Annotated in this window: 23 protein-coding genes and 1 pseudogene; 19 read left to right on the top strand and 5 right to left on the bottom strand. The window is 38.3% G+C overall.

What is annotated here, in order from left to right; translation table 11 throughout:
• Positions 1-75: 75 nt before the first annotated feature.
• The 3 genes from M0R80_08735 to M0R80_08725 are packed head-to-tail and all read left to right on the top strand — an operon-like array spanning position 76 to position 2,315.
• Positions 76-957, top strand: coding sequence for a nucleotide sugar dehydrogenase (locus tag M0R80_08735; GenBank protein ID MCK9459710.1), 882 nt, complete (start codon positions 76-78; stop codon positions 955-957).
• 27 nt (positions 958-984) lie between these two features.
• Entirely contained in the window at positions 985-1,749 is a 765-nt protein-coding gene (locus M0R80_08730; protein ID MCK9459709.1) for a hypothetical protein, read from the top strand.
• On the top strand, positions 1,749-2,315 hold the full coding sequence (locus tag M0R80_08725) for a hypothetical protein (protein MCK9459708.1): 567 nt from the start codon (positions 1,749-1,751) through the stop codon (positions 2,313-2,315). The genes M0R80_08730 and M0R80_08725 overlap by 1 nt, the downstream gene beginning before the upstream one ends.
• On the opposite strand, the gene M0R80_08720 is transcribed toward M0R80_08725, so the two are convergent.
• Both M0R80_08720 and M0R80_08715 read right to left on the bottom strand, forming a co-directional pair.
• Positions 2,295-2,588 carry a hypothetical protein gene (locus M0R80_08720; protein MCK9459707.1) on the bottom strand — a complete coding sequence of 98 codons (294 nt, stop codon included), beginning with the start codon at positions 2,586-2,588 and terminating at the stop codon, positions 2,295-2,297. The two genes, M0R80_08725 and M0R80_08720, sit on opposite strands and share 21 nt — an antisense overlap.
• Positions 2,588-3,121 carry a hypothetical protein gene (locus M0R80_08715; GenBank protein MCK9459706.1) on the bottom strand — a complete coding sequence of 178 codons (534 nt, stop codon included), beginning with the start codon at positions 3,119-3,121 and terminating at the stop codon, positions 2,588-2,590. The genes M0R80_08720 and M0R80_08715 overlap by 1 nt, the downstream gene beginning before the upstream one ends.
• A 37-nt stretch (positions 3,122-3,158) precedes the next feature.
• On the opposite strand from M0R80_08715, the gene M0R80_08710 reads away from it, so the two are divergent.
• The 7 genes and pseudogenes from M0R80_08710 (at position 3,159) to M0R80_08680 (ending at position 10,302) form a co-directional block, all read left to right on the top strand.
• Positions 3,159-3,806 carry a hypothetical protein gene (locus M0R80_08710; protein MCK9459705.1) on the top strand — a complete coding sequence of 216 codons (648 nt, stop codon included), beginning with the start codon at positions 3,159-3,161 and terminating at the stop codon, positions 3,804-3,806.
• A gap of 607 nt (positions 3,807-4,413) precedes the next feature.
• Positions 4,414-4,518: pseudogene (locus M0R80_08705) on the top strand (PKD domain-containing protein).
• A gap of 51 nt (positions 4,519-4,569) precedes the next feature.
• Complete coding sequence (locus M0R80_08700) at positions 4,570-4,887, top strand: PKD domain-containing protein (protein ID MCK9459704.1); 318 nt, start codon at positions 4,570-4,572, stop codon at positions 4,885-4,887.
• On the top strand, positions 4,888-7,188 hold the full coding sequence (locus M0R80_08695; protein MCK9459703.1) for a PKD domain-containing protein: 2,301 nt from the start codon (positions 4,888-4,890) through the stop codon (positions 7,186-7,188). It begins immediately after the preceding gene.
• Between the two features lie 67 nt (positions 7,189-7,255).
• The gene (locus tag M0R80_08690) at positions 7,256-9,139 is read left to right on the top strand and encodes a PKD domain-containing protein (GenBank protein MCK9459702.1); all 1,884 of its coding nucleotides are present in this window, start codon (positions 7,256-7,258) and stop codon (positions 9,137-9,139) included.
• An 85-nt stretch (positions 9,140-9,224) separates the two neighbouring features.
• Complete coding sequence (locus M0R80_08685) at positions 9,225-10,022, top strand: hypothetical protein (GenBank protein ID MCK9459701.1); 798 nt, start codon at positions 9,225-9,227, stop codon at positions 10,020-10,022.
• On the top strand, positions 10,015-10,302 hold the full coding sequence (locus M0R80_08680) for a hypothetical protein (GenBank protein ID MCK9459700.1): 288 nt from the start codon (positions 10,015-10,017) through the stop codon (positions 10,300-10,302). Before M0R80_08685 ends, M0R80_08680 begins: the two co-directional genes overlap by 8 nt.
• On the opposite strand, the gene M0R80_08675 is transcribed toward M0R80_08680, so the two are convergent.
• Positions 10,240-10,683 carry a hypothetical protein gene (locus tag M0R80_08675; protein ID MCK9459699.1) on the bottom strand — a complete coding sequence of 148 codons (444 nt, stop codon included), beginning with the start codon at positions 10,681-10,683 and terminating at the stop codon, positions 10,240-10,242. The two genes, M0R80_08680 and M0R80_08675, sit on opposite strands and share 63 nt — an antisense overlap.
• The gene (locus M0R80_08670) at positions 10,634-10,822 is read right to left on the bottom strand and encodes a hypothetical protein (GenBank protein MCK9459698.1); all 189 of its coding nucleotides are present in this window, start codon (positions 10,820-10,822) and stop codon (positions 10,634-10,636) included. The genes M0R80_08675 and M0R80_08670 overlap by 50 nt, the downstream gene beginning before the upstream one ends.
• Here M0R80_08670 and M0R80_08665 point away from each other — a divergent pair.
• From M0R80_08665 to M0R80_08625, 9 genes are all read left to right on the top strand, one after another.
• Positions 10,821-11,420: a hypothetical protein gene (locus M0R80_08665; GenBank protein MCK9459697.1), complete on the top strand. Its 600-nt coding sequence runs from the start codon at positions 10,821-10,823 to the stop codon at positions 11,418-11,420. The genes M0R80_08670 and M0R80_08665 overlap by 2 nt on opposite strands.
• Before the next feature lie 62 nt (positions 11,421-11,482).
• Positions 11,483-12,076 (top strand): hypothetical protein, encoded by a 594-nt coding sequence (locus M0R80_08660; GenBank protein ID MCK9459696.1) that lies wholly within the window; start codon positions 11,483-11,485, stop codon positions 12,074-12,076.
• 66 nt (positions 12,077-12,142) lie between these two features.
• Entirely contained in the window at positions 12,143-13,132 is a 990-nt protein-coding gene (locus M0R80_08655; protein ID MCK9459695.1) for a hypothetical protein, read from the top strand.
• 30 nt (positions 13,133-13,162) lie between these two features.
• Complete coding sequence (locus M0R80_08650) at positions 13,163-13,372, top strand: hypothetical protein (GenBank protein ID MCK9459694.1); 210 nt, start codon at positions 13,163-13,165, stop codon at positions 13,370-13,372.
• Positions 13,373-14,392 (top strand): hypothetical protein, encoded by a 1,020-nt coding sequence (locus M0R80_08645; GenBank protein ID MCK9459693.1) that lies wholly within the window; start codon positions 13,373-13,375, stop codon positions 14,390-14,392.
• A gap of 13 nt (positions 14,393-14,405) precedes the next feature.
• Positions 14,406-14,957, top strand: coding sequence for a hypothetical protein (locus tag M0R80_08640; GenBank protein ID MCK9459692.1), 552 nt, complete (start codon positions 14,406-14,408; stop codon positions 14,955-14,957).
• Positions 14,950-15,585, top strand: coding sequence for a hypothetical protein (locus M0R80_08635; GenBank protein MCK9459691.1), 636 nt, complete (start codon positions 14,950-14,952; stop codon positions 15,583-15,585). The genes M0R80_08640 and M0R80_08635 overlap by 8 nt, the downstream gene beginning before the upstream one ends.
• The gene (locus M0R80_08630) at positions 15,585-15,845 is read left to right on the top strand and encodes a hypothetical protein (protein ID MCK9459690.1); all 261 of its coding nucleotides are present in this window, start codon (positions 15,585-15,587) and stop codon (positions 15,843-15,845) included. The genes M0R80_08635 and M0R80_08630 overlap by 1 nt, the downstream gene beginning before the upstream one ends.
• Positions 15,846-15,880: 35 nt before the next feature.
• The gene (locus M0R80_08625; GenBank protein MCK9459689.1) at positions 15,881-17,260 is read left to right on the top strand and encodes a hypothetical protein; all 1,380 of its coding nucleotides are present in this window, start codon (positions 15,881-15,883) and stop codon (positions 17,258-17,260) included.
• On the opposite strand, the gene M0R80_08620 is transcribed toward M0R80_08625, so the two are convergent.
• Positions 17,257-21,018, bottom strand: a complete 3,762-nt coding sequence (locus M0R80_08620) for a hypothetical protein (GenBank protein MCK9459688.1) — start codon at positions 21,016-21,018, stop codon at positions 17,257-17,259. The two genes, M0R80_08625 and M0R80_08620, sit on opposite strands and share 4 nt — an antisense overlap.
• Positions 21,019-21,024: the final 6 nt, after the last annotated feature.

Genomic DNA, 21,024 nt, shown 5'->3' with positions numbered 1-21,024 from the left:
CAACCAGAATTTTGTATAAATGTAACTTATTTAAATCAGATGCAGAATACAGAAAATTTTTAAAGGATAACTAATATGATTACAAAATGCGGTGTGGTTGGCCAGGGCTTTGTTGGCACTGCTGTTAGAGAAGGTTTGCGTAATTCTTTTCAAGTCGTAACTTATGACATCAAGCAGCCAGATGATTTGGTGGTATATTCAGCCACTGGCACAGAAACCATACCGGCTATTGATAGGCTAAATAAATTAGTTGAAACAACAGATGGTCCAATTTTTGTTTGTTTGCCCACCCCCATGAAGCCCGATGGTAGTTGTGATATTAGTATTGTAGAGGGCGTTGTGAAGGACATCAATGAGTGTGCTCCCAATCGTGTAGTAGCAATTAAATCAACCATACCGCCAGGAACTACCGATTATCTCAACACATCCTACACATCAGTTTATGTGTGTTTTAATCCTGAATTTTTACGAGAGCGAAGTGCTATTGAGGATTTTAAAAACCAGGAAAGAATTGTGATTGGCGGTCCCTATGAAGCCACAGACGAAGTAAAGCAAGTGTATCAAATTGCTTTTCCCAACGTATCAATTACCCGTACAAATGCTGTAACGGCGGAAATGGTAAAATATATCACTAACTGTTTCTTGGCTACTAAAGTCTCTTTTGCTAATGAAGTAAAGCAAATATGTGATAAATTAGACATTGATTATGATCGAGTAATAGAAATTGCCACAAAAGACAGTCGATTGGGCACATCTCATTGGGGTGTTCCTGGCAATGATGGAACTGGATTATGTGGATTTTCAGGAAGTTGTTTTCCCAAAGATTTAAATGGTTTGATGTATTTAGCCAGAGAGTTAAAAATTGATCCTAAAGTCATGCAGGCTGTTTGGGATAAAAATCTGGAAATAAGGCCAGAAAAGGATTGGGAGAAAATGATTGGAAGAGCAGTTGTTTAATTCTATTGTTCAGACCATAAATAAGATATGCCAAACTTAAATCTTATACCCGAAACATTGTATCAGGCGATGATGCCATATCAAATAGATTATGATAATCTCCCCTTGCACACCATCTATACCAGAGAAGAGATTATTAACGATGCTGTTGATATCAATTCCGCTTTAATGAGAGAATCCATTGGCACGTCTGGCACTCTGAGCAATCGACTTAGAGTGGCGATAAATGACGATGGCACCTTGAAAGCCGATGCTATAGACACAGCATTGCATAATATAGCCGATCATGCTGATGATCCGCTTGGTGTTTATGTAAAAATGACATTGGCTGAGAGTGATAAGCTTGCCCTTATATCGGATACGGCTACTGCTTTCTCAATTAATGTGCATACTCCATCAGTTACCACATCATTCGTGGACGCTGTTGTGGAAGTAGAATCTAGTGATACCATCACATGGGAAGTAAATGCTCCAAGTTCTATTAAAGCCCACATGGCGTTTCCAACAACGGCTGTTCACAAACATTATTATGGTTTAGAGCCTGTCACTACAGATTATGCAAGTTATAAAACAACCTCATTATCCACAGTTTTTATAGCAGATACTTTGAGGGTTTATATAAATGGTGTGAGAGTATACTCTGATATAGTTGTGCTTGTGCCAGATTCGCTGGCAACTACTTGGACAGCAACCAGTTTCATACCCGATGAAATTACTGGCACATTCATTTTTAATCGAACCCTTGACCCAAGTGATATTGTCAGAATTGACTTTGATACACTTTATACCTAATGATTTTACATCAATATAAAAAATTAAATTTCGGCATAGGGATACTATGCCCAGAACAAAACATCGGTGCCATTATGTGTACCGTGCGATCTATCAGGAATAATCACCCAGAAGTGCCTTTTATTTGTGTTGTTCCTAGAAATGCCTGCCCGGCTTCTGTAAAAGAAATAAGTAATATTTGTTCTGTTTACAAGGGTAAAGACACAATAACATCTTTAATGAATGCTGCCATTCGCAGAGGACACAAGGAATGGAATTTATTAGTAATGGAGGGAGTGAATGTTAGGTCTAGTGTTGTGCAAAAATACTCTTTGTTCATAGATCAAGAAACAGATGTGCTTTTTCCAATTGTGATGGATCATAATCGAAAAGGCGAGCCCTGCAACATTAAAAACAAGTTTCCAGATGCCAGTCTGAATGGGACTTTTATTCACCAAAAAACATTTAAGGCAGTTGGAGATTTTTCTGATGGTGAGTCTTTGGTTGAGTCGAAACTTTGGTGGGCGGCTCATGCGATAGAACAAGGAACAAGATTTAAAGCAATTTTAGGGACTCAAATGCTCTAAAACATCAAATCCAAGTTTTCGCAAAACAGCTTCTGCCTTCTCTTTTACGCCATCCTCTGGCTGGAAACGAGGACAAGTAACATATACTTGAACAATTTCAGCTTCTTGAAGCGTTAGTATTACTGATAGGAAGTCAGTAAAAATCAAGGGTTCGTCCAAAAAATCTGGACCTTCCTCTTGTATGGCTTTATCGTAATCAGCCACCACAACACCAGCCATAGCTGGTTCGTCGCCAACCCTGTCTTTCGGAAATATTAAATATATGTTTCTCATTAAATTAGTCCATAAACAAAAGCCCAAAGAAAATCATCCTTGTGGTCTCCTGCATCGACTTCCCTCAGATAATCATATAAACTGACCCAGCCATCAAACATGTATTTGTGGTCAATGAATCCATAATACCACAATGGAACCTCTTCCTTGCGTTCAGACACCAACAAGGTTGGTATTTTTAAGTCATTGGCTTCTATGATTTCGTGATGTGTGCCTGTGGTGCGAACATCCTTGGGAAGATAGGCGACGACAATATTGGATTTTTGAACCTGTTGCAGGTCTTTTCGGACGAAACGTTTGGCTATGTCTGCCATTTTGTCGAAATCACGCTGTTTTTTAGCTTCAACAAGGGGTAAGAACCACTGTTGTTTTGGATCGGAGTATGGATCAAACACATCAATGTTGAACCATTCTTTAAACACATGCATTGGCTCTATTCGCCAATTATCCTTAGGATCAGCATGCTCGATAGCCCCACTAAGATAAAGTTTTTTACCAGCAAGATATCCCATTTTAATTCCTCTATATTTCACCCCATTACTCTATTAAATTTAACAAAAGGATAGATCAATGTCAAGAGATGTTTATAAAGAAATATGCGAACTTTTAGATACGAGAGACGTGGTAAATCGACACAGTTTCTTTCAAATGAAGTATTTCATTATTAATAAAGAACCCACGCATCAATCGAAATTATGGCGATGTATGCGGGAATTATATGTGCGACGAGATGCAGTAGATGCAATGTTGATGGAAATAGAGGAGTGCAAAGACAATTTAGAGTTATTAGATATTGAGATGGAGAGATTGCAAATACCCGACTTTCCACAAGAAAATGGGATGGAAGAACTAAATAAGAGGGAGAAAGAAATTAGGCTTCGCAAATTAGAGCGAACACGCAAAGCCGGTCATGCCCAGATTGCAACTTTAGAAAAAAAATTAATGGAAACCCAAGAGGAGGCGGCATTCTTTTACGAGGCATTTGTTTCTTTGGAGAAAAACGGAAAATTGAAACCATATGATGATTTAGCTTCGCAAAAGGAATTTTGGAACGAAAAGATTACTCAAGAGTTTCAAATGAGGGCTTTAACAGGACAACCAGCCGACGTAGATTTGGCTCGTACAACCATGAGTTTAATGGATGACATGCCCGTAAAGCAACAATTTTTACAGGCACTAAATACAAAAAAGAAACAAATGGAAATTAAAAGTGAGTAGCAGAATATCATCATTAGACGATTCTTATCAAGCGGGGGATTTGTCTGTTTTTCCAGAAACAGTTGATACTAAAGATACGCTTTATGAGGTTAAAAATAACGCAGCAACCACTTTAAAACTAACGCTTCCATTAAATAGCACTTATATTGTGGTGGAAGATGCCACATCTTTTCCGGCCAAGGGGTTATTAAGAATAGGTCCAGCCAATGCAAAGGTGCCAGCTTTTGAGGAAACTCCTGATTTGCTAAATACCTCTGGTGTGCCTGGAGTCCCCGGTGTTGCCGAAATGGTTTACTATGGAGAACGCACAGCAAATGTGTTTAAATCTTTACAAAGAGGATTTTGTGGCACTCGCCAAAGTCAGTGGTCAAAGGACACGGCTGTTAGTTGTGCTGTTTTTGCAGAGCAACACAATGCCATAAAAGATGCAATGATTAATATAGAAACTTTTGTAGGCACCAAAGAAAATCCATCTGAGACTTCTTTGAATGGCAGACTGGAAGCAATGGAATCTAAGTTCTTAGCTCCCAGTCCATTATTTAGAGCTTATCCAAGACAGGGCAAGTCTCCATTGACAGTAAGGTTTCAAAATCTTTCTAACAGTAATGTTCTTCGTTATTTATGGGATTTTGGAGATGGAACTACTTCTGTAGAGGAAAATATAACACATGTCTACAATGCCGAGGGAACTTACACAATAACTTTAAATATCATTACATCAAGTGGAGGGCAGGGTATTGTAACGAAAAATAACTACATAACGGTGGATGACCAATATATTGAGTCTTTTTTTTACACACAACAAAAAAACCCTTCTTTGCCTGCTTATTCCCAAAAAACAGCTATTGCACACGGGGGTGTGCCCGCCACTTTTGTTTTTATAGATCAAACAACTGGAACTATTTCGCAGAGATTTTGGGATTTTGGCGATGGAAATAGCACAACAATTGATGATCCTAACGTACATGTGGCGGAACACATATATGCCTTGCCAGGGAATTATATTCCCACACTAATTTGTGTATTTGCAGACCAATCGTATAAAAGAGTATTTTTAACAGATCAATTGATGGTACTATAAATGTCTATACCAAGTGTAACAAGTAGTTTTCCCACATCTCTAGATAATGACACCAATTTATATTTGGTTCATGACTCTTTGCGAGTAACATTAGCAGAGGACTACAAACCAGGGGATACCAGTATTTCAATATATGACAATAGTGGTGTAATAGTTTTTTTCCCACCAACTGGTGTGATTACCCTTACTGAGCAGTGCAGCGATATTGATGAACGAGCTATTTCTTTTTATTATGGATCAAGAACAGACACTACTTTTAATGATTTGGAAATATTGCCAGAATTTACCAATGTCTTAAAACCAAAGAATTTCACCAACATTACGATGAATGTAATGGATCGGCACCACAATGTTATAAAAAATGCCATTATTGCAGTAGAAACTTTTGTGGGTGTAAAAGGCACTACAGATGCTACTCCTTTTGGCGAAACTATTGTGGGTAGATTAAATTTTTTGCTGAAACTAGTTTTCACGCCAAAAGCTTGGTTTTCTGCTAATCGGACAATAGGATTGACGCCTTTTACCGTTGTGTTTCATGACGAAAGTTTTCGTTTAGGAGATGGTGCTGTTGTATATACTTGGGATTTTGGTGATGGTGGAATTTCCCATGTGTCGGGAATTTCTAATATATCTGATATATCTGTAACTACCGATAAGTATATTTCACACACCTATTTAACACCATCGCACTTTGATGTCACTCTTACTGTCAGTAATGCCTATGGTTCAAATACAGTAATATTGCCAAACTTTATTAATGCCCGTATAGCTGCTCCTGATGAGGCAATTATTGATTTTGTGGCTGCTGCGGGGCAGATAGTAACAGCGGGTGTGCCAACAGGCGGTCCCTATACAACATCGCCAACAATTAGATCAGCAACAGATACTTTAGTGACAATGGCGATTCCTACTGGTGTTAATCCAGCTACTGGCAAAACATATGCGGGAGAAGAAGTTATTGGTACTACACCCATAGACCCAATTGAAGAATATACATGGTCTTTAGGAGATGATTTAACGCACTCCAGCCAAAGTGGTGCTCAAGCTCTCTACAGCATAGGTGGTATTTATGATTTAATTTTAAGAACAGATACTACTTGCGGAGCTTATAGAATTACCAAATACAACAATTGTATTGACATGGTAGAAAGCCAAAATATTTGGTTATGGACAATGGATTCAGATCATATAACTTATTCTAGTTATGCTCCATTAAATTATTTGACCAAGAGCGGAAATGCCACAGCCAATGAATTTGGGTTACTTAGCGAAACATTCAAAACTGGCACAAATACTTTCGACGTTATAAGAAGCGAAACCTTTTTGGACGGCAGCAACAATGAATGGCAAGCCAAAACGGAATTCAGGCGAAATATTGGATTCAATCCAACGAATACCACTCCTTCAGGGTCTGCTGGATCGGCTAATATTTATTGGGCAAGCCAAGGATGTGCCACACCACCTCCTGGTACTTTCGCAACAGATCATGAAATCAAAATAATTGAATTTAATGGATTTGCTGACACCTACGCTGCTCAACTTCCTATTTGTCAATCTTGGAATTGGGTTAATTTAAACTCTCCTACGAAAAGCTATTTTGTATTTGGGGCAGATTATAATCAAGGAACTGTGCCTTTTCACAATTACTCTGGTCAAACAAAAACCGATTATGACCTTCTTACTCGTACTTATGCACAAAATGCTTTGACGCTATCCAATTATACAAATGGTGCCCAGGATTTAATAGAATATGCGTCTCATTATACTGCAATGGGTGTTCCCGATAATGGCTATTTTGCTGTTTATCGATCCGCTTGGAAGGATAGTGCTGGCTACTTTATCAGAAATGGAAGTGTGGGTGCTTATTTTAGGTTAAATAGTTTCTACAAAACAGAAGGCACCCTTGGCAATGAATTTCAAACAATCACCAAACTTACTGATATGACTGGTCCTGTTAAAACAGAAGGACAATTGGTGGCATTATCTGATGGCTTGTTTTTCTTTAATAATAGCGGAAATATTTCAGCATATAACACAAGTTCTAATACATGGGAAACAGGAGGTGCGAGTGCCACATCAGCTACCTTCCGATCCCTACAAGATACTTCTGTTACTGAATTTGGAAATTTTACAAACACACTTTTGGCTACGACAGACGGAGATCGTCAAGCCTATTTAAGTTATGATTATAGCCCTTATGCTTTTACAAAATTCAGCAGTCTAGACTTGGCTTTTTATAATATTGGGCCAAGACCTGGATGGGATGTAGCAAAAACTCAATTTTTAATGGGTATGTACTAATAATATGGCATTTCCTCCTGTTCCTGTATATCCGATCAAATTAGATTCCGACAGAACCTTGTTCTTGGTGTACAACACCACAGAAACAAAGCTGTCTGTTGATAATCAACCCTGGGCCGAGGAAATAGAAATAGATGCAATAACATCAAATGAAATATGGGCCGATAATGGATATGGCAACATTTCTGGGGAGCTTTTTTATTATGATTCAGTAGGCAAAGATATTGATGGCAAAGTAATAAAATTAAAAGGTTGTGCTCGGAATATCGGAGGAAACCAAACCAGATTCAATGCTGCTGGCACATGGGTGAGAAGCTATGTAATAGCCGAGCATCATAATCAACTAGTAGATGCCATAATGAGTCTTGAGAGCTTCCTACTAGACCTCAATGCTGATCTGGAGTTGTTGGAAAATGAGGCCGTTTGTGTTGATGACTTCAACTGTGCAAACGTTACTTTAATGTTCGATATAGCACCTGCCGTGGTGTGTGGCGAAACACAAGCAACTTATACAGTAGATGTTGCTGGAAATTACACCACAGTTACAATAAACTTTGGTGATGGCAGTACATCAACAAGCCTAACAGGAACGCATACTTATCCGCCCAATGCTAACATTGATCCAATTGTAGCAATAGAAAGTGATTCTTGCCTAACAATTCAAACACCCGCAGATCGAACCACAGGTGGTTATTTGGACATTCCTCCAACAACACCTTTTAGCATTCCTTTGTGTGTAATTCCTGAATTGCCACCTATCAACATTCCCTCATTTGAATTACCAAGTCTCACACTTACGTTCCCGCAAATTATTTTGCCAAGTATTTGCATTTCTATGCCTGCTATTTCTATTCCTGCTTTTTCTTTTTCTATGCCCCCAATCAACGTGAGCATAAGTGTAGAGATTTGTCCTATTTCAATTATATCATGTTTTATTCCATCTGTTATTTCATTTGCTTCGGTTGAATTTCCAACAGTGTCGTTTGCTTCCATTAGCTTCCCCACGATTTCGTTTGCTTCCATTAGCTTCCCCACGATTTCGTTTGCTTCCATTAGCTTCCCCACGATTTCGTTTGCTTCCATTAGCTTCCCCACGATTTCGTTTGCTTCCATTAGCTTCCCTACGATTTCGTTTGCTTCCATTAGCTTCCCCACGATTTCCATTAGTGTTCCCACAATCAGCATAATAAATCCCTCGCTGATTATTCCACCAATCTCAAATATCTCGCTGATTGTTCCCCCAATTAACCCCATAAGCGTTGATTGGGGCACTACACCGACTATTAATGTAAATTGGGGAGCGTGTGATTGTACGATCAAGGTGTCTTGTGTTGCTCCTGCTGCCTTTGCTCCCACAAAGGTAGCAGTACCATTTGCTGCTAATTTAGACACATTTGAAGACAATCCAGTTATTACAATACCAACACCTCAAGCCCTGGGCATACCCACGGAAATTAAAATAATGGTGCCGGAATTTAAACAAATAACGCTTCAACATGATTTGCCCCAAGTAATTGAAGTGGTTTCTCCAAATCTTCCCAGAACTATCAATATACAAGGACCAGAAATACCGCTACCCACAGAAATCAAGATTATTGGGAATATACCAGATTCTATTAGATTGGACGCAAAAGAGTTGCCACAAGTAATTAAAATTGATAGCTCAGCCTTGCCTACGACTATTGCTTTACAACCAATGAATTTGCCATCAATTATTATGATAGACGCATCAGATATTCCTGACACTATTCAAGTAACTGGCATCCCTTCTGCAATTGAATTAAAGGGACAATTGCCCAGTGAAATTTATTTAAAGATTCCAGAAAATCTCGAAGTACCACTTGTATACAGGGGTGGACCTATTCCAGTGCATTTTGATCTTGGGAAATTAGCTGACTCTGATGCTGATGATCCGCCTTGCTTTGCGATAATTCCCTGTCCAAAGAGATAGTTTTTTACTAATCTATTACATGCCTCCACGAAGAATTAAGAAGACCCACACAAATGAATACTATCTTACAGAAGATAATATTTGGGTGCGTAATTTTGCTATAGAATCTAATCCTTTGGACTTAAATTATGGTTTGTCTACATCCTCTTATAACACATTCTTAAATAATGAATTTAAGAATCTAAAAAAGAAATTACAGCCCATAGAGATCACATCTACAGTTACCAAAGCAGTGATAATATCTGATGGGTATGACTTTGCCGAAAAGCAAAAGGTTTTAGCTCAGCTACCTTTTAAGGACGTGGCTATTTTTGCCACTAATGGAGCATTAGCAAATTGGCAACTTGTGGGCAAAAGTTGTCCCATTGAATTACAAAGAGCAATTACTTGGTATGTTGTCAATAACCCATATCCTGAGTGCGGAAGATTTTTGCCATCAAAACATGCCTACTATCCATTGTGTATTGCCTCCAGCAGAACTAATACAGAATTTATAGAAAAATATAAAGGTAGCACAACTTTATATTATCCAGTCAACGATGTGCGATATTCAGGAATATCTAATACGGCTGATTTCTCAATAGATGATTATCGCAATCCTATCTGTGCGGCTATTGGATTGGCGTATCGCATGGGCGTGCGTAAACTGGCCCTGTTTTGTTGTGATGACTCATTTGAAAAACCCAGACCTGCAAGCCAACAATTGGAAAACGGACTATGGACTTATCCGCAGCAAATTGTCTCTCAAAACGTTATAGATGGAAACTTGTTTTGGTTGCAAAAAGCAGGCATTGAAGTGGTAAATTGTTCTAGTGGAAAAAATTTGAACCATTCCACATATATAAAACCAGAACAATTAGTGGAGTTTTTTAAGGATGGATAACATATTTTCTCTTGATGATTTTAAACGCTGGATGAAACAACAAACAGGATTTGCTACTAATCTTCCCTCATCATATGTCATTGGGGCAACTGTTGATTCAGGTATTCCAAAAAGTAAATTAGCCCCCAAGATGTGTGTCCGAGAAGGCAATTTAGAAGAATTGGTAAAAGATTTTGTCAAGACAGGTGGCAAAATTATTGATATTGATGGCAAACACTTAGTGATTGAAACCACCAGTGGTTCTTTTTCTATTCCCAAAGTTTGCATTCGAAGACGTTAAATTCTTTTTACTATTTCTTTCGAGCATTGTTCTGCTTTTACTTCTAAGTGCAGAAATATCAGGCTGAGGGGCTGTTTTTGTAGTGTTATAGAATTGCTTCAATGGATTTAATTGCTCTGCATGAATGGGTATATTTCTGTATCCTCTTTTTTCTAACTTGGTTTTCAAATCATTAAAATCAGCAGCTTCTTCAATCCATATTTCCCATAAAAATCGATGTTCTTGAATGGTTTTTTGCAATGCAAGCTCTATGTCTGGTGGTAGATGTAAGGATTTAATATTATCAACTTTTGCTCGGCTTAATTCTTTGCCAGGAAAAACTGTCAATACTTTAATTCCTTTTTTGTCTCGCTTGCCCAGATAAAGGTATATTTTTCCCATTATTTTCTTTCTTATTACTCAAATAGATTAAATTAAACAATACTTCCAATGCCAGCATTGTATGAGTATCTAGTTTGCCAAATTGTGCTGTAAAAGCGTTTATAGTATCTTTAATTTCTAAACAATCATTATTTGTCATGGCACTTGCATTTCCTTCTTATAGCAAAATCAAAAACAGGTATTGTGTAGCATATTATGGACCCTGTAGGGAATATGTTTTGCAACTCTTATATTTACGCTCAGCAATCGAAAAGGAATTGCCCGGCTTAGAACTTTATATTTCTTGCAGTGATGATTGCCGATGTTTTATTCCTGATAATACCAAGATAATTTTTGCATCGGAAATAGGGGACAGAAAAAAAGAAGTGGCTTATTTAAGGGAACTGCGATGTGATTTGGAAACACATCCAGTATGGCAATGGATACAAGAATCAAAACTAACGCTAAAGTTTTTGGAGCCACCACAAACAAAAAACATTACAAAAAAAATATGTGCAATCTGCACTAAAGCCAATTTGCCCACAAAATCCATGCCTGATGTAGACAAATTAATAAAATGGGTAATCAGCAAAGGATTCTCTGTGTCCGAGAATGTATCTGAAGCGGATTGGGTTGTAGGAACGGAAAATGAACAATTGTTTGTGGCAGCTATACAAGGCGTCAAAACCACCCTTGTGCCAACTGGGTTGGGGACGGAACTCTACAAGAGGTTATTTCCAAGTGGTGAAATATTTTAATGATGTCAAGCATATATAACTTTGAAACTGCATTACAATATTTTTTTTAGGAGATAATTCTCATGAGTCTTTTTACAGTAAATTTGAACAATTCAGCACAAGGTCTTTTGGACAAGCAATTTGATGCTACCCATGCTGGAACACAAGTCGCTACCAGCAAGCAGCGTACTGTGTATATTATGGGTCCGGGCAAAATTAATCGCAAATTGAAGGATGGTGACACATTCCAAGATTGCAACTACTACAAGAGATTTTGCTATCCTCAAGTATCCCTTGAAGACGCTATTTTAACATGCACAACTGACGATGGTAGCGTATTTTCTGACGTTGCTGATGAAAACACATTCCCATATGTTGGATCGATTGTATGTGCTGGTGGTTCTACATATGCCGCTAACTCATTAAACCTTCTAACAGCAACCGGGGCTGGTGGATATGCCACCTTTGTGCAAATTAGCAATCCAGGTGCCACCGCTGTTAGTGTGAAGCTCAATGGCGTAGCCACTGCAATCTTCACATTGGAGCCAGCCACAAGCCAAATTTTCAATGCTGGTGATTTGAAAGTTTGGAAAGTTGAGTGTGACAACACTGCATCGGGTGCTGCATCGATTACGGTTGAGGTTTTGTGCTCAATTCAATCGCCTTGCAACAGCTAATTAGTTGTTCTATAAATAAATAAAAAAGGTCGTTTGAGAAATCAAACGACCTTTTTCTATTAAGTTATGGTAAAAAAAGTATTATTTAAAAGCAACAAGAAATTTGTCTCCAATGCCTCCCTTTCTTTGCGGGATTTCTATGACCGCAAAGACAAAATACTAATTTTGCGAGCAGCGGGGGGATTAGGGGACATTCTTATGCATCGGATGATGTTTGAAGACTTCAAAAAAATAGACCCAAACATAAAAATTACACTTGCCGTGCCGCCTCGTTATTTTGATGCATTGAAAGATCATCCATATATTGATGAATTAGTTGATAATAATAAGGTAGATATATCTCAGTTTAATGTTTCATACAATACAACTTCTGCTTGTGTTCGTTATGAAATGAGCATGGCCCCCCTATCGGGGCTGCACAGGAGTGATATTTGGGCTAATCACTGCGGTGTAGAACTCACAGAACATAACATGCATATCAATATTGATCCAGTAGGCTTGAAATATGGACAGGATTTAGTTCGAGATTTTAGAAAAACCGGACCTGTTGTTTTATTGTGTCCTGTTTCTGCCATGCAAATGAAAAATTTAACAGATCAACAAATGGAAGGGGTGGTTACCGCCCTAAGGTCTAGAAATTGTTGTGTTATAGCAAGCCACATAACTACCATTCCTCAGCTTCAAAAAATGGATGTTCCCACCATTACTGAAACCAATGGCAATGTCCATAAATTATTTGGGCTGGTCAATGCTGTGGATTACGTCATTTCGGTAGATACAAGTCACTTTCATTTGTCGGGAGGCTTGCAAAAACCAATGCTTGGAATATTCACCTTTGCTGATGGTAAGGTGTATGGCAAATATTACAAACATGAATTAGTTCAAAAACACAGAGATAACGGCAATTGGGATTGTGGGCCATGTTATAATTATCCTATTTGCCCCAAATCAAACATTATGTTTAAGCCCTGTTTAACGGAAATTACAGTCAATATGATTGTAGATGGTATAGATCGTATGTTTAAAAGATGGCCGCCTAATCATGTCATTTTTTAGCAATAACACACTATATTACAAAGAGGTCCAATGGTACAGAAACTTGTAAAACAAGAGGCTAAAGTCATAACCAAGGATGGAGAATGCAAAATTCAAATTAATATCCAATTGGACATTAATGTGAATGAACATGGTGTTACTGTCAAAGCCTCTGATGACAAGATTGATGAATCTATAGATTGGGCTATTCCTGATTTCACAACAGGGCAAAAACTTAAATTTGGAAAGGAAGAGAAATAAATGGCAATTGGAGCAGATATCGGCACATATAACTTGGTTATTTGCCAAAGAGATAAAGAAGGCAATTTTGTTTACAAGAAAGAAGTCAATGCTTTCTTAGAAATGCCCGTAAATGAAAATCGATTTGTGTTTAATATGATGAAGGATGCGGGCGTGCCTCTTGTCGAAAGAAAAGATGCTGGCATTGCTTATGCTTTAGGTGAATCTGCAATTCAAATGGCTTATACAATGAATCAGATTGAGCTTAAACGACCAATGAAAGATGGTTGTCTAAATCCCAAAGAAAAACATGCTCAACAAATTATGAATATTATGGTGCATAGTTTGCTGGGTAATGTATCTCGACAAAATGAAACTTTATATTATTCTGTTCCGGCAAATGCTTTAAATGAAGACACAGATGCTGATTATCACTCCAAAGTTGTTGAAGCCATTTTTAAAGCGTTCCAAGATGAATCTGGTTACAAAGTGAAATCATTCCCAATAAATGAAGGCTTGGCACTAATTTATGCTGAATTAGCACAAAAGCAGTGGACTGGCATGGGAATTTCATTCGGTGCAGGAATGTGTAATATTTGCTATGCTATGTTTGGGAATCCAATTTTTTCTTTTAGCGTTGTTAATGCCGGTGATTGGATTGATAAACAAGCAGCTAAGGCTACAGGCGAATCTCCTACGTATATTAATAAGGAGAAGTTGAAGTTGGATTTAAGCCAACCTTCGGATTCTCTGGTACAACGGGCTATCAAGTCCCAGTATGAGATTATGGTACAAAAAACAATTAATGGCATCAAAAAAGGTTTAGAAGATGTTGGCAACAAAGCCAGAAGTGATACTCCTATAGACATAGTGATTTCTGGCGGAACTGCAATGCCCACAGGTTTTGAGAATTTGTTTAAAGAAATCTTAGAAAAATCTCATTTACCAATGGATGTTGGAAACGTCATTAAGCCAAAAGACCCGTTGTACAGTGTGGCCAGAGGATGCTTGCTGGCAGCCGAAGCGGCAGATAAATCTTAATGAAAGGTATACAATGGATGATCCGAGACAAGATAAGACAGAATCAGAAAAACCCCTGAAACATGAGGTTTTTGATCCGCCTTTTGCAATCACGGAACAAGAAGCGTTAGAAACAGCAATGTTCACGGTTGGTAAAGAATATCCCATTTATGAAGAAAAACTTATTTCTAGTTTATATTACATGGGCACAACAAAAAATCGTGCTTTTAAAGGTATTCAATACCGCACCATTAATGATGATGGCGAGATGGTTTGCATTGACTCAATATATTTCTATTTAAAAGGAAATATATGGAATCGATACGAACACATGATGGAAAAAGATTTGCCAGTTGCGACATTTAATTTGCGTGAAGAATACAAAAAACTCACAAATCATATGCCATTTGAAGAGTATATGGCAATGTTGCCAGTTTGGAGAGTTTTGTCTGGTTTACCTGAAACGCTAAATTTAACCAAGCAATTAAAGGAACTAGATAAAGAATTAGGTGAGCTAAAAGGACTTTCGTCCATATTGCAACGCCGAGTACGAGAATTACTAAGAAGGGATCACACAAATGGATAATCCAAGACAAGAACAAAATCCCATTTTTGCGTGGGATAAAACCCTAGAACGACGAGAGTGCTTTGATGAATGGCTTAAGCAAACAACACGAGTCTTCGTCCCAGTGCTTATGGCAACAGAACAAAAACCTATTAAATATGAAACTTTTGATCCCCCATTCATGACAACTGATAAACAAACGGAAGGATTTACAGTTGGTAAGGAATATCCAGTTTATAGTGAAGTCATGAGTGAAACCACTGTTACTGAGCCGAAGGTTGAGGTCGAATATGCTACTCTTGCGAGCGGCAGAAGTGTCGCCATAAAAGAAACAGAAGATAATGATCGTATAGTAATGCCAACATTCGTTGCTAATCATACGATACTGTATCTTGTTAAAAACGATCATGATGAAATGGTGTTGAAAAGCTCTGCATATTTCAAACTATATGCACATGCTGATCTTTATGAAAAAGAGAAGCAGGAAGAATCGAAAGCGAAAGAGCCAATAACATATTATTTGGCTCAGCACACAAAACTAATTAATGAGATATTCGGATGGGCAGACAGACACCAAAGCCCAATAAAAGAATATTTGGAACAACATCAAAAATTAGTAGATGAAACACTTAATAAAAAGGAAGAATAATGGAACGAAAAGAAGTATCGATTGAAGAAACTGTACGAAAAGAAATCGAAGACCTGGGAGCAGGGGCCTATCTTTTGATGCTTGGTTACAAAGTAATCGGCAAAAGGGATAAATCTACATTTGTGTTTCAGGTGCCTCTTGAGGATGAGAGAAACTTTGAAGACGATCAAATGGCGTATTTAAACAGTGATTTTCATCGTTTTGATGCCTGTTTGATGTCTTTGAAGAAAATACACAATTTTTTGCCGAGAGAAGAGTAGAATCTCCAACATATATAAAATAAAACGGAGATATTATGCCACAGCCTACAAAAGCCGAGTTGCAGAAGAGTTTTGACACCCTGCAACAAGACTATAAAACAAAATTAGATGATATTTTTGACAGGTTGTATAAACGCTTAGGGGAATTGGAGCCAGAGACACCACCAGTATCTGCTGCTCCAATTCCTGCTGCTTCAACACCTACTGCTGCACCAGTGTCTACAACGCCGCCTGCTGCTTCGGCAACACCAGAGCCTCATACAACAACTCCTTCTACAGAATCTCCCACAGAGTCTCCCACAGCCGCTACAGCCGCTATGGGCAGGAAGGTGCCACGTTGGCGTGATACGTGGACATATCAGGGGTTAAAAGGACTGGCTTCTAGAGTGTGGAGGGGAACCAATCCTGAAGACCCGGCTTGGAAATATGCAAATGAGGGGCCACTACCTCGTTTGACACTAAAAGAATATCTTGATTTGAAAGAATCAGCAAACAATCTTGCTGATTATTATTTTGTAATAGAAGAGGCCACCCAAGAAGTGGTTAGTGCATTTACTAAGGCTAAAGAAGAAGTGGCTAAATTAGTTTTAAGCTTCTTGAAACAAGCCCATGATTTAGGCTTTACAGCAGGTGATTTAGAAGCTTCCACAAAATGGGCAACTCACAAACAAGTGCCTCTGTTCAATCGTTTTGGTAGTGATTTAATGCCAACAGACAAGCATAAAGAAGTCGCACCTACAGATAGGGAAGTCGCACCTACAGATAAAGAAGTCGCACCTACAGATAAAGAAGTCGCACCTACAGATAAAGACGAACCAGTAATTCCGCCTGAGGATTGGCCTTCAGTAAAAAATAAGCCCGAAGTTACAAAAAAGAAAAAAGCAGTATTGCCCATTATTGAAAACCCCACTGAAAAACATAAGGATATTTTAGAAGATATGATGGATCACCTGCGGTGGGAAGACCTGCAACCATTTGATCCTTGGACATGGTTTTCATGGGCTAAAAAGCCATCTGGTATTTATAAGAAGTTTCCAAATGCTCAGGAAGCTTTATTAAAGCAGTGGCAAGACCAAGCTGGAAATAAATTCACAGATGAAGTAGAAGGTCTTACCAATTTGTTTTTAACCTTTAACAAAGGGTGGTTTGGACACACAGATTACACTAACAACAAAGAAGTTGTTACCAAAATTAGCAATTTAATTGGTAAAGAAGTCAAAGGCCGACCCTGGACTGATTTTGTTAGACATTTTGATAATGAAAATGCTGCTGCACTATATCTGAGCGAGCAGGGTAACAACAAACCATCCAGGGGCTTTTCGCCACCAAAGCCAGAGGATGCTGATCTGTGGGAGCCAGAGGCGGCAACTTCCTCTCTTTCATATGAAGACGACGATGGCAGTTATTCCGACTAAGCAACTCGTTGTTTAGCAATACTTACAGCCCTCTGTATGTTTGCTGCGTATTTTGCAAATAAATCAGCAGGAATAGGCTGGTCATAATGATTTTTAGTTTCCAATACCTTTTCGGCAGTGCCTAACCAGCCTTTATCCACAGATAAAACCCTATCATCAGCAAGAGATTTTAAATCTGTTTCTATGGTGTCTTTTCTGGAATCGGCAATAGTCGTGGTATGTTGTCTAAGAACACTATAGAAAAGGGCAGTAAATCTACGCAAGCCCAATCTAAATGGCACTTTTTGATCTTCTGAGACATTCTTTGCCTTTTGAGCTTTTTCAATTTCTTCTGTGATTTCATCGATGGCATCAGTTATTTCGGTATACTTTGGATTATAGGATGGAGTATTACCTGTTAGTGCATAATTTGAAACTTCAGATAAGGTTTTCAAATATGCTTTAAAACCCTTTTCTGCCATTGGTTTGAGATTTCCTTGTCCATCAAAGAAATTTTTCTCAATTGTATATTGCATATTTGCCAAAATTTGTCTTGAGGCTCTGTTTAATACCCTCCATCTATCTCCCATTTTTTGTGCTACTATATCGATAGTTGGGCAAAGAGTATGTATTTGATCTAATTGATCCATAAACATTTTGGCTTTGAGTCGTCCATATGCCTTAACTTCCTCCTCAACCTGATCGGGGGACATACTTTTGAATTTTGGCGAGTTTTGTAACGCATGATATTTTTCACGTTCGGCAACCTCAACAACGTAGCTGAGTGATTTTTGCCTTGAAGTATGCATAGCTTGAACAAGTCTCATAACCTCATCTATAAATCCAGGCGTTTTGCGATCAACTCTCACCCCTGTTGCTTTTTCTATTTGCAACAATCCATTTTGTACTTTTCTAATATGTTCATCAGATTCTGCCTTTTGTCGTCGCAGACTTGTACTAAATATTTGACCTTCGATTTCTTTCCCTCTTTCCGGCAAAGATCGGTCTTTTTTCGGCTCCATTAAAAACGCTACTGCCGCCCCATATCTAGATTCCAATTGTTCTTGCTCACTAGATTTGCCACTTACTTTTTTGCCCCCACCTATATCAAACATTTCGCCACCTTGCTGTGTTTTTGGGCCTCTTCCCACTGTTCTTCTGGAGCCGTATCCTAAATCCAATTGCCACAATCGTTTTACATAATTTTGAACATTATCGTGTAATACTGTTAAAAATTCTGTTTGGGCTTTTTCAAAATGTTGAACAAGCGGATTTTTTCTTCTAACATTCTCTAAATCGCCGGTTGCTTGATCGATTTTTCCTCCCTCTTTTATGAGCTTCCTTCTCAGTCTCAGGTAATTAAACACTGGCTTTATTCCTATTTTTGTATGTTTGAATTCAGACAATGCTTCGCTTGCCACCTCATCATCTAATGCTATAAGAATGTTTCTGTTGTCAGGATGTAGCATAGATGTTAGTTTGCTTTGTGAATTTTGTCCTTCCTCTTGTAGCTTTTGGTCTCGTAAACTTCCTATTAAAAAGCCTTTAACGGCTGCCATAGCTTTGAGAATAACCCAAGTTTCATCGCAAACTTTGAGAAGATCGGCATAGTCCTCATCATCACCATAAATAGTGAGAGGATCGCCACGTTGCGTATCCCATCCAGAGGACACATACTCCTCTCCTTTGTCATGTATAAAGTTTAAAGAATAATCAAATTCATTGGCGGTTTTAGTGTTCTGTATAATATGATTTGATTTTTTGTTGTTAAAATCAATAAACTCTTGTAATAATTCAGTAACTTGACTTAAGCTATTTGGGAGTTCTGCCATTGGGGCAGGTACGGACATGTTAAACTCTCCTTGTTTTCGTCCCCTTAAATACTGCAACCAATACTTAAATGATTTGGCCAACAAAGCTGTTTCCATACCATCAATAAGCGGAGTCCAATCTTTATTTTTTCTCTTTTCTGATGGGTCTTTCTTTAACTTGTTTTGAATTCGTTTAGGTTGTTGTATATCTTGTGGTTCTTGTTCTTGTGGTTCTTCTTGTGCTTCTGTTTTAAGTTCCTTATTTTTAGCTTTATATGCATACAAATTGTAGCCAGCATTTGTAAGCTCTTGTGTGACATATTCTTTTGGCCACATAATTCTAGGCTCAGCATTTCTTAGTTGTTGGGCATAGTTTCTGATGGCTGCTGGAAAATCTTGACTGTACTCTCCGTTTTCTGATGCTTCTGGCTTAATATCTGCGTTTCTGAAAAGCATTAAAAACTTCTGTCGGTTAACTCTTGTTTCCGAAGCTTCATTTTCATTGCCGTCTATAGCTTTTTTATAAGAATCTATCATCTCTTCTGCTACTGTAGCTAACAATTGGTGTGTGTGCTGCTGCATGTAGGATTCTTTTGGAATAAACTTTTCGGGAGCCACCTTAATTTTGGTTTGAACATATGGATGCTGCCCTTCTGTGGAATTGCTGTGTAATTTGCCTGCTGAATCCCAATATGGATATACGCAAGCATCGAACTTTTTGGTATCGGCTGCAATCGCATCAATAATTTGTTTTGGAGTATAGGTGAAATTGCCAACTTTCTTTCCTTCGATTCCAACTTTTTCTGCAATATATTCTGAAGTTGAATAACTACCTGCGTTCGTAGCAAGCGTTGTAAGTTCTGGGTTTTGCAAAAGTTGTTTAATTTGAGCGGCTTTTTGCAACGGAATTTCAAAGGTGTTAAACACATGATTATGGCCCGCAGCTATACCTATTTCTATGTTGGTACGTCCCTCTGGGGAGGTTACTATTTGCCATTTTTCACGCATCTTTTGACTCATCGAATTATTGACAACGGCATTCCTATAAGCATTCAGTTTTCCCACATCTTTTTGCAACATACCTCCAGAAAGAATGGGCAATGCTGATTCTCTTCTGGGCGTGGCCCCCGATTGTTTTATTCTCGGATGAAGTAATAACGGGTCTTTTTTGATGGCTTCGTATTGATCTCTTCTCTTTTGTACTTTGTTTGGATCGTCTATATCTTGATTAGATGCCATATGATACCAATGCAAATTATCATAATATCGAGACAACCACTTGGAAGCCGACCCTTGATTTAAACCTCTATAACCTGTCCATACGTGGTGTATGTATGTGCCATCTTTATTTTCGGGGGGATCGAAGGAATTTAAAAACCCACTATGCAGCCCATGTCCTGCCTTCTCATATTCCATTCTGTCTGTTTTGCTGAGACTTTCTTGGTGTTGTAACACCTCATCGTTGGCACTATTGTCTATTTTCATATACATATAGGCAATAGGATGATAATTATTTGGACTAACAACAAGAAATGTGTGTCCTGATAATGTAATGAAATCATATGGTTTTTTCCTCAGCAAATAAGTGCGTACTTCATCATATTTTGCTTTTTCTTCTGGTGTTCCACCTGTGATACCAAGATAGGACGTTTCTCCACGCATAAGAGGCTGAATACCAGCATTTTTCATTTCTTGCTGAACCTTGTATATTCCCCAATCATGTAAATAAGTCAACGCCTCAGACCATAGCGACTGCGGTAGTTGTGATAAACAGAAAATCACAAATCCATCAAGAAGATATGGAACTTTCCTAAATTCTGGGCGTTCTATCCCCTGGGTAATCCTGAGGCGTGCCATCTCTGTTAAAGTGTCTTCGTCTAATTCCTTAAATTGACAGAATTTGTGGAATTTCAGGTTTTTGTGGGGAGAAAGGTTCGCCCATTGTGAAAATTTCATTTTATTGTCCATATGTCT

The sequence above is a fragment of the Pseudomonadota bacterium genome, from assembly GCA_023229365.1.
In the GTDB taxonomy this organism is placed as follows: Bacteria; Myxococcota_A; Polyangia; order JAAYKL01; family JAAYKL01; genus JALNZK01.
Note: the sequence above shows the minus strand (reverse complement) of the source record. Positions and strands in the feature narration are given on the sequence as shown.